15 protein-coding genes are annotated in these 18,492 nt (G+C 69.1%); 9 read left to right on the top strand and 6 right to left on the bottom strand.

Annotation, left to right across the window (positions count from 1 at the left end; translation table 11 throughout):
- Positions 1-10 precede the first annotated feature (10 nt).
- Positions 11-751: a class I SAM-dependent methyltransferase gene (locus tag LUX31_RS06690; RefSeq protein ID WP_235473846.1), complete on the top strand. Its 741-nt coding sequence runs from the start codon at positions 11-13 to the stop codon at positions 749-751.
- On the opposite strand, the gene LUX31_RS06685 is transcribed toward LUX31_RS06690, so the two are convergent.
- Together LUX31_RS06685 and LUX31_RS06680 are read right to left on the bottom strand one after the other, a co-directional pair.
- On the bottom strand, positions 723-1,256 hold the full coding sequence (locus LUX31_RS06685) for a hypothetical protein (protein ID WP_235473845.1): 534 nt from the start codon (positions 1,254-1,256) through the stop codon (positions 723-725). The two genes, LUX31_RS06690 and LUX31_RS06685, sit on opposite strands and share 29 nt — an antisense overlap.
- Positions 1,253-1,732, bottom strand: a complete 480-nt coding sequence (locus LUX31_RS06680; protein ID WP_235473844.1) for a hypothetical protein — start codon at positions 1,730-1,732, stop codon at positions 1,253-1,255. Before LUX31_RS06680 ends, LUX31_RS06685 begins: the two co-directional genes overlap by 4 nt.
- Positions 1,733-1,803: 71 nt before the next feature.
- Between LUX31_RS06680 and LUX31_RS06675 the strand changes: the two genes are divergently transcribed.
- Entirely contained in the window at positions 1,804-2,820 is a 1,017-nt protein-coding gene (locus LUX31_RS06675; RefSeq protein ID WP_235479818.1) for a helix-turn-helix transcriptional regulator, read from the top strand.
- 42 nt (positions 2,821-2,862) lie between these two features.
- Positions 2,863-4,761 carry a rhamnogalacturonan lyase gene (locus LUX31_RS06670; protein ID WP_443045931.1) on the top strand — a complete coding sequence of 633 codons (1,899 nt, stop codon included), beginning with the start codon at positions 2,863-2,865 and terminating at the stop codon, positions 4,759-4,761.
- A 70-nt stretch (positions 4,762-4,831) separates the two neighbouring features.
- Here LUX31_RS06670 and LUX31_RS06665 read toward each other — a convergent pair whose 3' ends face one another.
- Entirely contained in the window at positions 4,832-7,492 is a 2,661-nt protein-coding gene (locus LUX31_RS06665) for a cellulose binding domain-containing protein (RefSeq protein WP_235473843.1), read from the bottom strand.
- 236 nt (positions 7,493-7,728) lie between these two features.
- Positions 7,729-10,644: a glycoside hydrolase family 48 protein gene (locus LUX31_RS06660; protein ID WP_235473842.1), complete on the bottom strand. Its 2,916-nt coding sequence runs from the start codon at positions 10,642-10,644 to the stop codon at positions 7,729-7,731.
- Between the two features lie 276 nt (positions 10,645-10,920).
- On the opposite strand from LUX31_RS06660, the gene LUX31_RS06655 reads away from it, so the two are divergent.
- Both LUX31_RS06655 and LUX31_RS06650 read left to right on the top strand, forming a co-directional pair.
- The gene (locus LUX31_RS06655) at positions 10,921-12,429 is read left to right on the top strand and encodes a cellulase family glycosylhydrolase (protein ID WP_235473841.1); all 1,509 of its coding nucleotides are present in this window, start codon (positions 10,921-10,923) and stop codon (positions 12,427-12,429) included.
- A 136-nt stretch (positions 12,430-12,565) separates the two neighbouring features.
- A complete protein-coding gene (locus LUX31_RS06650; protein ID WP_235473840.1) occupies positions 12,566-14,272 on the top strand; it encodes a glycoside hydrolase family 6 protein in 1,707 nt (568 codons plus the stop codon).
- 133 nt (positions 14,273-14,405) lie between these two features.
- On the opposite strand, the gene LUX31_RS06645 is transcribed toward LUX31_RS06650, so the two are convergent.
- Complete coding sequence (locus LUX31_RS06645; RefSeq protein WP_235473839.1) at positions 14,406-14,585, bottom strand: hypothetical protein; 180 nt, start codon at positions 14,583-14,585, stop codon at positions 14,406-14,408.
- A 23-nt stretch (positions 14,586-14,608) separates the two neighbouring features.
- Here LUX31_RS06645 and LUX31_RS06640 point away from each other — a divergent pair, with 23 nt between their 5' ends.
- From LUX31_RS06640 to LUX31_RS06630, 3 genes are all read left to right on the top strand, one after another.
- Positions 14,609-15,523 (top strand): class I SAM-dependent methyltransferase, encoded by a 915-nt coding sequence (locus LUX31_RS06640; protein ID WP_235473838.1) that lies wholly within the window; start codon positions 14,609-14,611, stop codon positions 15,521-15,523.
- Between the two features lie 114 nt (positions 15,524-15,637).
- Positions 15,638-16,339, top strand: a complete 702-nt coding sequence (locus LUX31_RS06635) for an SDR family oxidoreductase (protein WP_235473837.1) — start codon at positions 15,638-15,640, stop codon at positions 16,337-16,339.
- Between the two features lie 105 nt (positions 16,340-16,444).
- Positions 16,445-17,218, top strand: coding sequence for a VOC family protein (locus tag LUX31_RS06630; RefSeq protein ID WP_235473836.1), 774 nt, complete (start codon positions 16,445-16,447; stop codon positions 17,216-17,218).
- Positions 17,219-17,246: 28 nt separating this feature from the next.
- Here LUX31_RS06630 and LUX31_RS06625 read toward each other — a convergent pair whose 3' ends face one another.
- Positions 17,247-18,083, bottom strand: coding sequence for an aldo/keto reductase (locus LUX31_RS06625; protein ID WP_328285643.1), 837 nt, complete (start codon positions 18,081-18,083; stop codon positions 17,247-17,249).
- 212 nt (positions 18,084-18,295) lie between these two features.
- Between LUX31_RS06625 and LUX31_RS06620 the strand changes: the two genes are divergently transcribed.
- Positions 18,296-18,478, top strand: a complete 183-nt coding sequence (locus tag LUX31_RS06620) for a hypothetical protein (protein ID WP_235480197.1) — start codon at positions 18,296-18,298, stop codon at positions 18,476-18,478.
- Positions 18,479-18,492: the final 14 nt, after the last annotated feature.

The raw sequence follows: 18,492 nt of genomic DNA, 5'->3' as shown, positions 1-18,492 counted from the left end.
GATCACGATCGTGCTGGACTACAGCCAGGAGGCCGAGCGGTACGACGCCCTGCGCGGCGGCGAACCCAGGGCCGCCGCAGCGGCGGACGCCGTACTGAGCCTCGTCCCCGAAGATGCACGCAGCCTGCTCGACGTGGGATGCGGTACGGGCATCGTGACCCGGCGGCTCGCTGCCGCGCGGGCCGGGATGCGGGTGGCGGGCGTCGACCTCACCGACGCGATGGCCAGACGGGCCGCCGCCCGGCTGCCCGGTGCCGTCGTACTCGCCGACAGCCGCCAACTTCCCTTCCCGGACGGCCAGTTGGATGCGGTGACCAGTGTGTGGGTGCTGCATCTCGCCGGGCGGCCCGAGGACGTCGGGGCCATCATCGGGGAGTGCGCGCGGGTGCTGCGGCCGGGTGGCGTGTACGTCACCACCGTCGACAAGGGCGCCGCGCACAACGTGGGCAGCGACATCGACGCCGTACTCGCCTCGCGCCCCTGGCGCGCGGCACCGGACACGGCGGCTGTCGTCGAGGCGCATGCCGTCGGGCACGGGCTGGTACCGGCCGGGGAAGCGCGGTTCCGGGGGTGCGGGCAGGGGCGCAGCCCCCGGCGGGCCGTCGCCGACCTGCGGCGCGGCTGGTTCATGACCCTGCCACCGGGCCACCCCCTGGCCGACGGCTTCGCCACCCGCCTGGAGGCCCTGCCCGACCAGGACTTGCCCCGCCCGGACCCGGTGTTCACACTGCGGGCGTTCCGGAAGCCGTAGTCCTCGGGAGGAGTGGCTGTTGCGGGGTGGCGGCGGTGACTCGGCTGAAGGCCATCGTCCAGTTGGTCACCCAGGTCGCCCCGCCGTCGGCCGAGAACGCCTGCTCCCAGTGCGCCGTGCGGTCCGAGATACCCGACCAGACGAACCGCACCCGGACGTCCTTGTCGTCGTACACGTCATCGCCGTGGAACTCGCCCCGGAGGCTGCCTTGTTGGCCGGTGAAGTCGCCCGTCACCGGCGGGAACAGTCGGCCGCTGCCGCTCGCCGACCAGTTGAGCGACCACCTCTCGGTCTCCCGGTCGAAGAGCCGCAGCGTGAGCCCCTTCGATCCGAGGTGCGGCATGTCGATCTCGTCGAGGTTCGCGGCCCCGTCGAACAGGCTCCGGCAGCGGCTCGTCGCGTCGAACTCCTCCCAACCGCTGTCGGGGTCGAGGAAGTCGGCGCGGTGGCGGTTGCGGACCGTCCAGTCGCCGTGCAGGAAGTCGAAGTCGTGCGGGGTGCTCATGAGCGGTCTCCAGTGGTTCCCTCGGGGAGGCTGTCGGCCAAGTAGTCGGCCAGGTCGGAGACTTGGGGTGCCAGCAAGTGCCGTACCCAGGCGTCGCGTTCGTGCAGGATCGGCGGAAGCTCCCAGACGCAGCCGATCCAGGGGAGGTCGGGCACGATGAAGTGCGTGGGGTCCCGGTCCGGGCAGCCCAGCACCGGCTGGCCCGCCGCCGCGCCACGGAAGTGCAGGACGTTGTCCCACACCCAGCTGTACGCGTTGAGGTAGGCGCCGTCGTCGCCGCCCCGGTGCAGGACGACGAAGGTGGCGGGCGGGGTGCCGTCCGGCTCCGGGAGCAGCTTCGGCAGCATCGCGTACGCGGCCTCCGCGACCTCGGGTGCGATGCCGTCCGGGTCGGCCGTGACGTGGTAGCGCTTGATGTGCCGGCCGGCCACCTCGATGGGTGGGGGGACGGTCAGCAGCTTCTCGGTGAAGGGCATGGGGGGACGCTAGGCCTACTTCACTGACAACATGCGTCAGTGAAGTGGACGAAAGTGTGGGTGAGGTGTCCGTGAGGGCCGGTCGGCTGCTGTCCGTGCTTCTGCTGCTCCAGACCCGGGGGCAGATGACCGCCGCCCAGCTCGCCGAGGAGCTGGAGGTCTCGGTGCGTACGGTCTACCGGGACGTCGAGGCGCTGAGCGCGGCGGGCGTGCCGCTGTACGGCGACGCGGGCCACGCCGGTGGCTATCGGCTGCTCGACGGCTACCGCACCCGGCTGACCGGCCTGACCGCCGATGAGGCCGAGGCGCTGTTCCTGGCCGGTGCCCCGGGCCCGGCCGCCGAGCTGGGCCTCGGCCCGTTCCTCGCCGCCGCCCAGCTCAAGGTGCGTGCCGCGCTCCCGGCCGAGCTGCGCGCGCACGCCGACCGCGTCGCCGGGCGCTTCCACCTGGACGCGCCCGGCTGGTACGCGGACGCCGACGACACCCCGTACCTCCCGGCCGTCGCGGACGCGGTCTGGCGCGGGCGGGTGCTGCGGGTACGGTACCGGCGCTGGCGCGAGCCCACGGATGTAGAACGACGACTCGAACCGTACGGACTGGTGCTGAAGGCGGGCCGCTGGTACGTGGTGGCCGGGCCCGGGCCGCGTACGTTCCGGGTCGACCAGATCCTTGAACTGGCGGCGTGCGACGAGGAGTTCGAGCGACCCGAGGGCTTCGACCTGGCCGCGTACTGGACGGCGTACCAGCGGGACTTCCACGACCGGCTCTATCGCGGCGAGGCGGTGGTGCGGCTGGCGCCCGGCGTGCGGCCTGCCGGGCCCGCCGGACGCGCCGTCGAGGTCAACGGCCGTACAGATGAGGAGGGTTGGACCCTGGCGACGGTGCCGATCGAGTCCGTCGAGCGCGCCCACGAGGAGTTTCTGCGCCTGGGGACAGACATCGAGGTGCTGGCGCCGACCGAGCTGCGGAAGCGGATCGCGCGGACGGTGACGGAACTGGCCGCCAGATACGCGAGATACGCCGGAGACACCGGATACGGCAACTCGGCGCACCCGGGCGGCAACTCCCTTGCGGGCAGCGGCGACTGAGGGGTGGAACCCGTCCGTCCCCCCCCGCAGGAGGTAGGTACCGTGCAGTACCCGCAGCCGCACGCACAACCCCATCCCCCCACCCCGATCCGTACGAGACGCCGGACTCTCCTGGCCGCCGTGACCGCCGGAGTCCTCGCCGCCGCAGGGCTGATGTCGCTCTCCGCCGCACCGGCCGAGGCTGCCACCGCCCGGCAGGTCGAGGCGCTCGACCGGGGTGTCGTCAGCGTGCACGTCGACAGCGGCAACCTGGTCAGCTGGCGCTGGCTCGGCACCGACCCGAACGACGTGTCGTTCAACGTCTACCGGGCCGGTGCGTTGGTCAACTCGACGCCGGTCACCGGCTCCACGAACTACTTCCACTCCGGCGCCCCGTCCCAGGCCGACTACACGGTCCGCGCGATCGTCGGCGGCGTCGAACAGGCCGACTCCGTCCACGCGATCCAGTTCCGCACCGGATACAAGGACGTCCCGATCACCCCGCCCGCCGGCGGCACGACCCCCGACGGTGTCGCCTACACCTACGAGGCGAACGACGCCTCGGTCGGCGACCTGGACGGTGACGGCGCCCTCGACTTCGTACTGAAGTGGCAGCCGACCAACGCCAAGGACAACTCCCAGTCCGGGTACACCGGCAACACGATCGTCGACGGCATCAAGCTCGACGGCACCCGGCTCTGGCGCATCGACCTGGGCCGCAACATCCGCTCGGGCGCGCACTACACACAGTTCCAGGTGTACGACTACGACGGCGACCGCAAGGCCGAGGTCGCCATGAAGACGGCGGACGCGACGGTCGACGGAACGGGCGTCGTCATCGGCAACTCATCGGCGGACTACCGCAATTCGAGCGGTTACGTGCTGTCCGGGCCCGAGTACCTGACCATGTTCAACGGGCAGACCGGCAAGGCGATGGGGACGGTCGACTACGTCCCGGCGCGCGGCACCGTCTCCTCGTGGGGCGACTCCTACGGCAACCGGGTCGACCGATTCCTCGCCGGTACCGCCTACTTGGACGGCGTCCGCCCCTCCCTGATCATGGCGCGCGGCTACTACACCCGCACCGTGCTCGCGGCCTGGGACTGGCGGAACGGGGCGTTCACGCGCCGCTGGACCTTCGACTCCAGCTCATCCACCAACACCGGCAAGGGATTTGACGGCCAGGGCTCGCACAGCCTGTCCGTCGGGGACGTCGACGGCGACGGCAAGGACGAGATCGTCTACGGGGCGATGGCCGTCGACGACAACGGCAACGGCCTGTGGACGACCAGGACGGGCCACGGCGACGCCCAGCACCTCGCCGACCTGGATCCGGCGCACGCGGGCCTGGAGTACTTCAAGGTCTCCGAATCGACCTCCCAGCCGGCCGAGCTGTACATCAACCCGGCCAACGGCACGGTCAACTGGAGCCTCGCCGCCTGCTGCGACAACGGTCGCGGAGTCGCCGGGGACATCTGGGCGGGCAATGACGGGGCGGAGGTCTGGTCGGCCTCCGACTCGTCGATCCGCGACGAGGCCGGCGCCACGAAGGGCCGCGAACCCTCCTCCGTCAACTTCCTCTCCTGGTGGGACGGAGACACGGTCCGCGAACTCCTCGACGGCACCCACATCGACAAGTACGGCACATCATCCGACACCCGCCTGCTGACCGGCGCGTCCGTCCACTCCAACAACAGCACGAAGGCCACCCCGGCCCTCTCCGGTGACCTCTTCGGCGACTGGCGCGAGGAGGTCGTCTGGGCGACCAGCGACAACACGGCCCTGCGCATCTACTCGACACCGATCGAGACGACGACAAAGATCACCACACTGCTACACGACCCCATGTACCGCACGGGCATCGCCTGGCAGAACACCGCATACAACCAGCCCCCACACCCCAGCTTCTTCATCGGCAACGGGATGCCTACGGCACCTAGGCCGACGGTGTACACGCCCTAGCGGACAGAAGCCAAGGACGGCGGTCGTGCGGAGCCCGCACGACCGCCGTCCCGTGTCCCACCGAGGTGTGTCAGACCACCGTGCAGGCCTGGTCGCCCACCGTGAACGCCGGCGGCTTCCCGTTCGTCCCCGACCAGCTTCCCGTGAACCCGAAGCTCACCGATGAGCCCGCCGCCACGTTCGCGTTCCAGGTCACGTTCTTTGCCGTCACCGTCGCGCCCGACTGGGTGTACTCGGCGTTCCAGAGTTGGGAGACGGTCTGGCCGTTCGGGAAGGACCAGCCAAGTGACCAGCCTGCCCAGGCAGTTGTGCCCGTGTTGCTGAGCTGTACGTCCGCCTGGAAGCCTCCCGACCACTCGCTGGTCACCTTGTATGTCACCGCGCAGGCCCCCGTGGGGGTCGGATCCGTGCCGCCGCCGCCCCCGCCGCCGGTCGAGTCCGACGACTCGCCGTAGACGACACCCCGTCCGTTCGTCGCCACGTACACGCGCCCGTACACCCTCGGGTCACCGGTGATCGCCGCGCCCGTCCAACCCCACTGGTGGGCATCGTCGTTGATGCGGGTCCAGGTCGCGCCCTTGTCCGTGGAGCGGAAGATGCCGCGCACGCCGGCGATCTTCGCGCTCGTGTAGAGGGTCTGGTACGTCGCACCCGTCGCCGCTTTGCCGAAGCCGATCGTGTCGGCCTGTTCGACGTTCGCCAGCTTGGTGAAGGTCGTACCGCCGTCCGTGGAGTGCCACAGGCCGTACGCCCCGTCCGTCGCGCCGCCCGCCAGCCAGATGTCGCCCTTCGTGCCCGGAAGTGCCTTGAAGCGCACGCTGTCGCCGGCCGGAAGGCCTGTGGCGGCCGATGCCGTGAACGTTGCTCCGCCGTCCGAACTCACGTAGAACTTGCCCGACTTGAAGCCGTAGAAGGTTCTTGGGTCCACCCGGTCCGACTCCACGATCGCGCCCGCCGGGATACCCGTCGACGCCGACCACGAATTGCCGAAGCCCGTCGCGTACTGCACACCCGTGCCCGTCGGGCTCCACACGAACCGGCTGCCGTCCGACGCCGACGCGATCGTGCCGCCGCCGCTGACGCCCGAAGGGTCCGTCCCGGCAAACCAGTTGGCGCCGTTGTCCGTCGAGAACGCGACGTGCGGGCCCGAGTCCAGGTTGCCCACGCGGGCCACGATCCCGGGGTTCGACTCGGCGTAGTCCAGGCTCGTCGTGGACGTGAAGTTCGGTGAAGTGAACATCATCGAGGGGACCTTGGTGAGATCCGTGTGCCGGAAGCCGCCTATGTCGCCGAGCGCGCTGAGCAGCACGGCCCCGCCCGACGGGGGAGCCGCCAGGTCGTTGACCGCCGTCTCCTCCAGGCCCTGGACCATCGGTTTGATGCTGAACTGGCTTCCGCTGTCCCAGTTCGTGAGGTTCTCCGTGCCGTAGATCGTCGCGCCCGTTCCGTACATCATGCGGTTCGAGTCGAACGGGTCGATCTCCAGCGACTCCGTCATCCACCCCAGTTTCGGGCTCTGTTCGGGCGGCGACGGGTTCGCGCCGAAGGTCAGCCAGGGCGAGGACGACACGTCCATCGTGAAGCGGTTCGAGCGGTTGGGGTACGAGGTGTAGTCCCAGGCATTCGTCCAGGTGCCGCCGCTGTCCGTCGATCGGAAGAGCTGCGTGTCCGGCCACCACGAGCTGTACGCCGTCGCCATCACCGTGCCCGGCTTCTGCCGGTCGATCGTCAGCCCGCTGAAGCCGTAGTAGGTGTCCGCCTCCGCGACCGGGCTGATGTTCGTCCACGTGCCGGTCGCCGTCGCGTACCGCCACAACTGGCCCTTGCCGCCGTCGTACGGACCGCCCTTGTCGCTGTACGGCAGGTACAGGTAGCCGTTCGTGGCGTCCAGTACGCCCTTGTGGGCCAGATAGCCGGTGGGCTGGCCGGCGACCCTCGACCAGGTCGCGCCCGCGTCCGTCGAGCGGTACACCGCGTTGTCCTTGTCGGCGACCCCGACATAGATCGTGCGGGTCGCGCTGCCCGCCGTACCCGTCGACTCGTCGAAGGTGACCCAGACGATCCCCTGGTTGTCGCTGGCGTACCCGCTGGTGTCGGTCGGATCCTGCGCGTAGTTGCCGACGTTGGGGAAGTTCGCCACCTGCGACCAGGTCGCCCCCGAGTCCGTCGACCGCCACAGGCCCTTGCCGCTCGGCGCGCCCAGATACAGCACGCTGTTCCGGTTCGGGTCGATCGCGAGCCGCTCACCCATGCCCCGGCCGGGCATGTTGCCGCCCAACTTGAAGGGCAGATCGGCCCGTTGCCAGCTCGCGCCCCGGTCACCGGACCGCAGCACGGCTCCGTTTCCGGGATCCCAGCTGTTCGTATACGTCCCGACAGCCGCGTACACCTTGTTCGGATCCACGGAGTCGGAGGCGAGACTGACCACCCCGGTGTGCCCCCAGCGGTCCCAGCCGACCGAGTCCAGCAGAGGAGTCCACGTCTTCGTCGACTCCTGCCAGCGATAGGCACCGCCGATGTCCGTACGGGCGTACGCCAGGTTCTTCTCGGCCCGGTTGAACACGATGCCGGGGACGAACCCGCCGCCGTCGATCCGGGCGTTCTTCCAGGTGTACGTGTCGGCGGCGAGGGTCACTTCTGCGCCGCTGGGAGCGGCAAGCGCGAGCGGGCTGCCGGTCAACAGACCTGCGGTCAGGGCCAGTACGGCCGTGAGGATACGGGTTCTTCGCATGGGGGTCCTTTCCGGGTGGGGGAGATCGGGGAAGGCAAAGCAAGGGAGGGTAAGGCACGGACGGCAAGCGCTTTCCTCGCGCCGCGAGAGGTGCCGGGCGACCCCCAGTGCGGGAGGGGGCCGCCCGGCGGGCGGTGCGGGGAGCGCCCTTAAGGGGCGCGGGGAACTGCGCGACCAGCCACGTACAACCCGCAGCTTTCGTACCGACGTTCCCCGCGGAGCGCTCCCTCTGGGGGCTATTCGAGAAGCTCCGCGTACGAACCCATGGCGAGGGCTATGTCCGCTTGGGCCCAGAACCGGTGATACGTGAACGAGGGCGCGGCGCCGCCCGCCAAATACCCCTCGATCTTCGACCAGTTGGGGTCGTCCTCGTAGAAGGAGCGGATCGAGTCGAACGTCGACGACGAGTTGATCGCGTCGCCGTTCGGCATCGTGCCGGTCCAGCCCGACGGCACGTAGACACCGTCGTCGAAGCGGTTGTAGTCCGCGCGGGTCTCCGGGACGGCGATGCCCAGGGTGTCCTGGTGGTTGGCCCACATGCCGTCGAGGAGTGCCTTCGCCGTCGTCGCCGCCTCGGTGTCACCGGAGCGGTCGGCGTAGTACGTCAGCGTCTTCGCGTACGCCGCCGCCACACCCACGTCGTTCGTGTAGTCGGCGACGGTGACGTGAAGTCCCGCGTTCGCGCCCGGAGTTGACGCGTTCCAGGTGTCCGGGGCGCCCGACCATTGGAGTGTCGACGGGATCCGGTATGTGCCGTCCGGGTTGATGGTCGTATTGGACAGCGCCCAGTCGACCCACTTGTCCAGGACGGTCTTCGCCGCCGCGTTGCCCGTCTGCTGGTAGTACTCGGCGACCCGCTCCATGGACCACGCCTGGAAGCCGAACCACTGGTTGGACGGCGGGTCGTGGTACACCGGCTGCTGGTCGTAGTACATGCCGTAGAAGGTCGGCGTACCGGCCGGCGGGGTCGCGTAGCGGCCCGCCCAGCTGTTGGTCGCGCCGCCCGCGATGCCGCCCTCGTTGGACTGGAGCCAGCGGTAGAACTCGATCTGCCGGGTCAGGGAGGTCGCCCAATCCGCCTGCCCTGTCGCCGACTTGGGCTTCAGGTCGGCGTACGAGCTGAGCGCGTAGGCCGCCAGGGGGTTCTGGTAGCCGCCGTGCGTGTGGCTGGAGCCGATGCGCCAGGCCCAGCCCGCCGCGGTGTCGGTGGCGCCGCCCCACGCGTAGTACCAGGACATCAGATAGTGCGAGGCGTCCTTGCCGGTACCGGCCGGGCAGGTCGTCGGGCCGACACAACTCCCTATTTTCTTGAAGTACTTGTCGTACATGGAGTAGCGCAGATAGTCGCCCATCTTCGCCGCCTTGCCGACGGTCGCCGAGACATCGGCACCCTTGCCCTGCTGCTTCGCCCAGATGTCCGCCCAGTAGGCGGCCTGCACGGCACGCGCGTCGGCGTCCGGGGCGTTGGTGAACTTCCACTGTCTGGCGTACGACGCGTCGCCGGTGAACAGGTCCAAGTACCCGTTCGTACCGCCGTACTTGAAGGCGTCGCAGGTCGGCTGCGGAACCGTCTCCCACACCGATTCCTGCGGTCCGCGCTGGAAGGTGTTGATGTAGGAGGGACCGGTGTCCGCCGGACCCGCCTCGCACTTGCCGGGCGAGTTGCCGTAGCCGTAGACGTTGTCGACGTCCTGCAGCCAGTGCATACCGTAGACGTCGTCCGTGCCGTACGCGGTCTTCAGCTCGGCCGCGATCGGGTCGGTGCCGACCGAGACGGCGGTGTTGAGCGCGGCCGGGTACTGGCTCGGCAGGTCGTACTCGGGGGCGTACGTCGCCGGTTTCGACGCGTTGTAGAAGGAGTTGGTCGGCTGGTCGGTGTGGGTGGGGATCATGTACTGCTCCATGATCGACCAGGCGCCGTTGAACTTGCTCCAGTCGCCCGTCACCTTGCCGTACATGGCCTGGAGCCACAGGAGGTAGCTGTACGCCTCCGACGTGGTCTCGTGGCCATGGTCAGGCGCCTCGACGATCAGCGTCTCCACCGAGTGGTAGGGGATGCCCTCGGGGGAGAAGTAGCCGCTCGCCGGGTTGGTGATCTTGCCGTAGAGGTCCAGGAACCGGGCGTCGTACACCTTCGAGGCGGCCAGCTCGGTGACGGTGACCGTCGCCTTGGCGTGGCCGGTGGCCGTCGAGTCGAAGGCCGCCGATCCGGTGCCCGTCGCGTTGGCGGTGATGGTCACCTTCTGCGCTGTGTTCCAGTTCGACGGCGTGAAGGTGAGCGAGGCTCCGCCCGTCACCGACAGGCCCGTGTTGCCACTCGCGCGAGCGGTCGTCACGGTGACGTTGGCGCTCGGCTGTGTCGACAGCTTCACGTCGTACGTCGCCGACTGGCCCTGCTGCACCCCGAGTTGGGTCGGTACGGCGACCACGGCGGGACCCGAGGCGACCGTGATGCCGACCGGCGTGGACGGCGCCGAGGCGCCCAGGCTGTCGTATGCCTTCGCCAGCAGTGAATGTGCGCCCACGGCAAGGCCGGTGGCCGAGTAGATGTACGGCGCGGTCGTGTCCGTGCCGAGCAGCGTGGTGTCGTCGTAGAACTCGACCTTGGTGATCGTCGCGCTGTCCGCCGCCGCTGCCGTGGCCGCCATCGGCACCGCGTCACCCTGCGAGTAGACGGCGCCCGCGGCCGGGCTGGTCAGCACGGTCACCGGCGGCTGGTGGGCCCCGGCGCAGGTCGTGCCGTTGATGGCGAACGAGGTCGGCGCCGCGTTGGCGCCGCTGTATGTGAACTGCCCACCGGTGCTGACGGCCGCGCCCGCGGCGATCGTCGCGTTGTATGTGGCGTTCTGCACGGTGACCGTCTGGCCGGACTGGGACCAGGTGCCGTTCCAGCCATTGCTGAGCCTCTGGTTGCCCGCGTAGGCGTACGTCAGTGTCCAGCCGTTGATGACGTCCGTACCGCGGTTGGTGATCGTGAGATCCGCGGTGAAGCCGGAGCCCCAGTCGTTCGTCGTGTAGTCGACGCTGCACTGAACTGCCGCCGCCTGGGCGGGAGTTGTGCCTGTTGCGAGCATGGTCAGGGGGAGGGCGAGGGCCGCCACGACAGCGGTCCAGAACCGCCGCGCGAGGCGGCGTCTGTGTCGGGGGTGCATGGTGCTGGTTCCTCCTAGCGGCTCGGAGGTGCTCGTGGAGATGTGGGGAGGAGCAACAAGCCTTGAACCAGTGGGAGCGCTCCCATAGTGGGGAGAGGTGTGTCAAGGGTCAAGGTGTTTGAAGAGTCGAAAAGATTCGACGGCGACATCTGATGGAAACACGTCAACCCCTCTGTCCTTTACCGTCACTTGGCGCTAGCTTCGTTGACACCAGTGGGAGCGGTTCCATCAGTCGACGCGTCCGTCACGACGCGCCCGATCTGCAAGGAGTCGCTCATGCGACACCCCCCGCGTTCAGGTCTTTTAGTCGTGCTCGGCGCTGCCGTCGCCCTTGTGGGCACCGCGGTCGCGCCGGTCCTCACGGCGTCGGGAGCCACCCCCGCGTGCACGGTGGAGTACTCGGTCACCAGTGAGTGGGACGCCGGCTTCCAGGGTTCCGTCAAGGTCACCAACAACCTGGCGGCGCTCAGCAGTTGGAGTCTCACCTTCGACTTCGGCGCAGGTCAGAAGGTCACCCAGGGCTGGAACGCCAAGTGGTCCCAGTCCGGTGTCACCGTCACCGCGGCCAACGAGAGCTACAACGGCTCGCTGGGCACGGGCGCGAGCGTCAGCGCGGGGTTCCTCGCCTCACGGTCGGGGAGCAATCCCGTACCGGCGTCGTTCAAGCTCAACGGGACGACGTGCAACGTGGATGCGGAGCCGACCCCGACCTCCACCTCGACTCCCAGTCCGACGCCGACTCCGTCGCCCTCCGATCCGCCGGTCCCCGAGGACGGACCGCCGGCCCTGCACGTGTCCGGCAACAAGCTCGTCGACTCCGGCGGCGCCACCCGGCGACTGCTCGGCGTCAACCGCTCCGGCGGCGAGTTCGCGTGCGTCCAGGGCAACGGCATCTGGGACGGGCCCGTCGACGACGCCTCGGTGCAGGCGATCGCCGACTGGAACGTCAACACCGTACGCATCCCGCTCAACGAGGAGTGCTGGCTCGGGCTGTCCAACATCAGGCCCGAGTACGCGGGCGCCAACTACATCGCCGCCGTCAAGGACCTGGTGGCGAAGGTGAAGGCGCACGGCATGACGCCGATGGTCGAGCTGCACTGGACCTGGGGCCAGTACACGGGCAACTCGGCCGGCTGCTCCGACGTACACGCCAGCTGCCAGAAGCCGATGCCCAACATGCAGTACACGCCCGCCTTCTGGACCTCGGTCGCCAACACCTTCAAGGGTGACCCGGCCGTCGTGTTCGACCTGTTCAACGAGCCCTACCCGGACCGCGCCACCTCCACGGCGGCCCAGGCCTGGACCTGCTGGCGGGACGGCGGCACCTGCCCCGGCATCGGGTACGAGGTCGCCGGTATGCAGGATCTGATCGACGCGGTCCGGGCCACCGGCGCCCAGAACGTGATCCTCGCGGGCGGGCTCGCCTACTCGAACGACCTCAGCCAGTGGCCGGCGTACAAGCCGACCGACCCGACGGGCAATCTCGCCGCCGCCTGGCATGTCTACAACTTCAACTCCTGCTCCAACGAAAGCTGTTGGGACTCGACACTCGCGCCGGTCGCCGCGCAGGTCCCGCTGGTCGCGGGCGAGATCGGCGAGAACACCTGCGCGCACTCGTTCATCGACCGGGTCATGAAGTGGTTCGACGACCGTTCCCTGTCGTACCTCGGCTGGACCTGGAACACCTGGAACTGCGCCACCGGCCCGTCCCTGATCTCCGGTTACGACGGCACACCCACGGCCTTCGGTATCGGACTGCGCGACCACCTGCGCGCCATCGGCTAGCGCTCCGACGGGCTGGCGCTCCATCGGTCGGTGCTCCATCGGTCGGTGCTTCAACTCCCCATCACAGCAAGGCGCTTCTCACCCCACCCGGAAAACGAACGGAAGACAACCGGAACACGAGAGGACACCCGCACTCATGAGCCGTACCAGAACAGCGATCCTCGCCGCCATGGCGCTGGTCGCCGGTGCCACCGGCGCCGCCGTCGCAGCCGCACCGGCCGACGTCGGCATCGCCGCGATCCCCTGCACCGTCGACTACCAGGTGCAGAGCCAGTGGTCCACCGGCTTCACCGCCGCCGTGACGGTCACCAACAACAGCGCGGCCAAGTCGAGTTGGGCCGTGAAGTGGTCGTACGCCGGCAACCAGCAGGTCACCAGCGGCTGGAACGCCAAGCTCACCCAGAGCGGGACCGCCGTGACCGCCGCCAACGAGACCTACAACGGCACGCTCGCCACCGGGGGTTCGGTCAGCTTCGGCTTCAACGGCAGCTACAGCGGCACGAACGCGCTCCCGACCTCCTTCACCCTCGACGGCGTCACCTGCAACGTCGACGACGGCGGCGGCACCGACCCGGATCCCGGTACGCCGTCCAACCGGGTCGACAACCCGTACGCGGGCGCCCGGGTGTACGTGAACCCGGAGTGGTCCGCGAAGGCCGCCGCCGAGACGGGCGGCAGCCGGATCTCCAGCCAGCCCACCGGCGTCTGGCTGGACCGGATCGCCGCGATCAACGGAGTCAACGGCGGGATGGGTCTGCGCGCCCACCTCGACGCCGCCCTCCAGCAGAAGGGCACCGGCGAACTCGTCGTCCAGCTGGTCATCTACAACCTGCCAGGACGCGACTGCGCCGCCCTCGCCTCCAACGGCGAACTCGGCCCGACGGAGATCGACCGCTACAAGACCGCGTACATCGACCCGATCGCGGCGATCCTCGCGGACACCAAGTACGCGGGCCTGCGCATCGTCACGACCGTCGAGATCGACTCGCTGCCCAACCTCGTCACCAACACCGGCAGCCGGCCCACGGCCACGCCCCAGTGCGATGTGATGAAGGCGAACGGCAACTACGTCAAGGGCGTCGGCTACGCACTCGGCAAGCTCGGTGACGTACCGAACGTCTACAACTACGTCGACGCCGGCCACCACGGCTGGATCGGCTGGGACGACAACTTCGGTGCCTCCGCCGATGTGTTCAAGCAGGCGGCCACCGCCGAGGGCGCGACCGTGGGCGACGTGCACGGGTTCATCACCAACACGGCGAACTACAGCGCCCTGAAGGAAAACAACTTCACCATCAACGACACCGTGGCCGGCAAGTCCGTCCGCGAGTCGAAGTGGGTGGACTGGAACCGGTACACCGACGAGCTGTCCTTCGCGCAGGCGTTCCGGAATCAGTTGGTCACGGTCGGCTTCCCGTCCGGGATCGGCATGCTGATCGACACGTCTCGGAATGGGTGGGGTGGCGCTGCGCGGCCTGCCGGGCCCGGGGCTACGACCACGGTCGACACGTATGTGGACGGCGGGCGGTACGACCGGCGGATCCATGTCGGGAACTGGTGCAACCAGTCCGGGGCGGGTCTGGGTGAACGGCCTGTGGCTGCTCCGGCTGCCGGGATCGACGCGTATGTGTGGATGAAGCCTCCGGGGGAGTCGGACGGGTCCAGCACGGCGATTCCGAACGACGAGGGTAAGGGGTTCGACCGGATGTGCGACCCGACGTATACCGGTAACCCGCGGAACAACAACAACCTGTCGGGGGCGTTGGCGAACTCGCCGCTTTCGGGGCACTGGTTCTCCGCGCAGTTCCAGGAGCTGATGAGGAACGCGTATCCGGCACTTTAGCTCCGCTGGTTCGGCGGTTTGGTTGCTGCGGCCCGGTGGGGGCTGGTCGCGCAGTTCCCCGCGCCCCTGAAAGCGGGGCGCCCTGCGCACCGGCGTTCATCAGGAGAGGTGAATAGCGATCCGCCAGGGAACCTCAGGCGTTCTTGCCCAGGCCCTGGCGGATCGCGAACTCCACCGCCGAGTAGGTCTTGTCCTCGCGGCGGGCCCGCGCATCCGGTTTTTTTTGCCGTGCGCGTTCGAGGAGGTCGTCCAGGTTTGCCGTATCGGCAACAGAACTGGCCTGGTCGGCGGGGGCGGAGCAGGCTGGTGGCAACGACGACGGGAGGCCCGTAGACCATGGCCCATCAGCACCGGCACGAGCACACGCATGAGCGCACGCACGAGCATGCCCAGGCACACAACCACGGCGACATCGACTTCGCCAAGATGATCCCCATGCTGGAGGGGCAGGCACAGCTGTTCGCCCCGCTCTACGCCGACGCGCTTGCCTGGCTGTCCCGGCAGCAGCCCGAACCGGGGCTGATCGTGGACGCGGGCAGCGGCCCCGGCATCATCTCGGGCTTCTTCGCGGAGGCGTTCCCCGAGGCGCGCATCGTCGCGGCGGACAGTTCGGCGGCACTGCTCGAGCGGGCCCGCGAGAACGCCGAACGCCTCGGCAACACCGACCGCTTCAGTACCATCGAGGCCGAACTCCCGGACGGGCTAGGCGAGTTGGAGTACCCCGCCGACCTGGTGTGGTCGAGCCGTGTCGTCCACCACGTCGGCGACCAGCGGGCCGCGCTCACCGCGCTCGCGGCCGTCCTCGCGCCGGGCGGCACACTCGCCGTCATGGAGGGCGGCCTCCCGGAGCGGAACCTGCCGCGTGACCTCGGCTTCGGGCGCCCCGGACTGGAGACGCGTCTCGACCTGATCGAGCAGACCTGGTTCACCGAGATGCGTACGACGCTTCCCGGCCATGTCCGCGAGACCGAGGACTGGCCGGCCCTGCTCACCGCCGCCGGTCTGCGCCCCTCCGGCACCCGCACCTTCCTCCTCGACCTCCCCGCCCCGCTCACCGACGAGGCCCGCGCCCACGTGATCGACGTCTTCGACCGGCGCCGCACGATGTTCGGGGACGAACTCGACGCCGAGGACCGCGCCACCCTCGACCGCCTGCTCGACCCCGACGACAAGGCGGGCCTGCACCACCGCCCCGACCTCTTCGTCCTGTCCGCGCTCACGCTGTACACGGGCACCAAGCCGAGGGAGTAGCCCGCAGGGGCCCGTCGCTTCTGACTGTCCCTGACGTCCTTGACTTGGAGAGCGCTTCAAGTGATGGACTCTCTGTCGTTCACTGCACACGCACGGAACAGTCAGGGGAAAACCATGACCGACTCACCCGTCGCGCTCATCACCGGTGGCGGCAGCGGTATCGGTGCCGCCGTCGCGCGGCAGTTGCTGGGCGCCGGTCACCGGGTCGTCGTCACCGGCCGGGGCGAGGAGCGGCTGCGCGGCTTCGCCGAGGAACTCGGCCGCCCGGCGGGGTTGTTGACGATCGCCGGGAACGCGGCCGAGTACGACGACGTGCGCGGCGCCGTCGAGACAGCACTCAAGGAGTTCGGGCGGCTGGACACGGTCGTCGCCAACGCAGGGTTCGCCACCCACGACACCGTCGCCGAGGGCGACCCGGCCGGCTGGACCGAGATGGTGCTCACCAACGTGCTCGGTCCCGCGCTGCTCATCAGGGCTTCGATCGACGCGCTGAAGGAGACCCGGGGCCGGATCGTGCTGGTCGGCAGCGTCGCCGGGTTCGTGCACGGGCCGGGCAACATCTACGGGGCAACGAAGTGGGCGGTGACGGGGCTGGCCGAGAACACCCGACGTCAGGTCACGGAGTTCGGCGTCGGCGTGACGCTGATGGCCCCCGGGCGCGTCGAAACCCCGTTCTGGGACAGCTCCGGCAGCCTTCCGCCGGGGCATCTGCTGACGGCCGACCAGCTGGCCGACTCGATCGTCTGGGCGATCCGGCAGCCGGAGGGAGTAGACGTCAACACCGTGGTCGTACGGCCGATCGGGCAGCCCACCTGACCGCCGCCCGATCGGCCGGGAACGGATCAACCGCCGTGCGGGGAAGTGTAATTGTCTGGGATGCTCAGAACGTCCAGGCAGTTCCTCGTGGCGCGGAGGCCGCACATGCTCACGACCGACCAGGTACCGGGCGCGCCGAACTGGGTCGAGCTGCGCACGCCGGACATGCGGGCGGCGAGCGAGTTCTACGCGGCCCTGTTCGGCTGGGAGCGGGACGCCGAGGTGTTCCGGCTCGACGGGACTGTGGTGGCCGGGGTGCGCGAGGCCGAGGCGGTGGTGGGTGGTTGGGCGCTCTCGTTCCACACCCGGGACGCGGAGGCGACGGCCGGGGCGGTGACGGCGGCAGGCGGTGAACGGGCGGTGGAGGCCGGTGCCTGTGTCGAGACCGGCGTTCTGTACGTCACCGATCCCGCCGGCGTCCGTTTCGGCCTCCGCGAGCCCGGGCCGGCCCCGGTTCTCGGCCTTGTGGACGCCCCCGGCGCCCTGTGGTGGACGCAGTACTACACCATGGACGTACCGGGGGCGAAGGCCTTCTACCAGGCGGTGTTCGCGTGGGACGGCATGGATGTCGTCCTGGAACGCGGCGCAGCCTGCAGCATCCTCTCGCCCGCAGGCAAGGGGCTGCCGGGAGCCCAGGGCGCCCTGATGACGACACCGGCCGAGGCCCTCGGGATCACACCGCCCGCCAGCTGGTTCGAGCCGGGGGCGCGCTGGCTGCCGTACTTCACGGTCCTTGACTGCGACACGACCGTCGACGCGGCGCTCGCCCGGGGCGCCACGCTCGTCTACCCGGCCGAGACCCAGCAGGCGATCGGCCGCCAGGCGACGCTCCTCGACCCGTGGGGCGCCGCGTTCGCGGTGAACGCGGGCGCCGCCTAACCCATGGCAACCGTCCTAAGGATCAGGATCAGCCGGACTCGAAGGTCGCCGGGTCCGGGCCCAGCCGCCGGTTCTCGTTCAGCGCGCTGATCGCCGCGAGGTCCTCCGCGTCCAGGCTGAAGTCGAAGACCTCGATGTTCTCCTTGATCCTGGACGGCGTCACGGACTTGGGGATCACCACATTGCCCAGCTGGAGGTGCCAGCGCAGCACGATCTGGGCCGGCGTACGCCCGTGCTTCTGGGCGATGGCCACGATCGCGGGGACCTCCAGCAGGCCCTTGCCGGAGCCGAGCGGGGACCAGGCCTCCGTGGCGATGCCCTGCTCCGCGTGGTACTCACGGGCCGCGTGCTGCTGGAGATGCGGGTGCAGCTCGATCTGGTTGACGGCCGGGATGACCGACGTCTCGGTGAGGAGTCGATCGAGGTGCTCCGGAAGGAAGTTGGAGACACCGATGGCCCGGGCGCGGCCATCCGCGGCGAGCTTCTCGAACGCCTTGTACGTGTCGACGAACTTGCCCTTGGCCGGCTGCGGCCAGTGGATCAGGTACAGGTCGACGTACTCCAGGCCGAGCTTCTCCAGGGAGGTGTCGAAGGCGCGGAGCGTCGACTCGTACCCCTGGTCGCCGTTCCAGAGCTTGGTGGTGACGAAGAGGTCCTCACGGGAGACGCCGGACGCGGCGACGGCCTTGCCCGTGCCCTCTTCGTTGCCGTAGATCGCGGCTGTGTCGATGCTGCGGTACCCGGTCTCCAGCGCGGTGGCGACCGCTCGCTCCGCCTCGTCGTCCGGCACCTGCCAGACGCGGAAGCCCAGCTGGGGCATCTCGACGCCGTTGTTCAGGATGATCGGGGGGACCTTGCTGCTCACGAGCTCTCGATCCTTCAGTCGTCGGAGTGATGCCCCCATCGTCAACGATCACGGGCCGTGGTGCATTCCTGTCCGGGGAATCCGTCGGAACTGACCGATGAGTCGGCGTCGGGGGAGCGAGATTGGCCGGAAATTCATCCGACGTCTTCGGTCCGGACCATTGACCCTGGAACGTCCTGCCGCGACGCTGGTTCGCGCCGACGGCTGAGTTGATGAACTCGGTACATGGATGTGAACGCTCGCGCCCGTCTGGGCAGCCGCAACCCCCGCCCGGCGCGAACGTCGGCGACTACGCGTACTGCATCGCCCGCACCCGGGCCACCAACGACTTCCACGGCCTGGGCGCCTTCCTGATCATGAATGAACAACTGCGCCGTACAGACGGGCAGTTGTGACGAACGACTGAGAG

Source organism: Streptomyces sp. GQFP, assembly GCF_021545335.1.
Lineage (GTDB): Bacteria > Actinomycetota > Actinomycetes > Streptomycetales > Streptomycetaceae > Streptomyces.
Note: the sequence above shows the minus strand (reverse complement) of the source record. Positions and strands in the feature narration are given on the sequence as shown.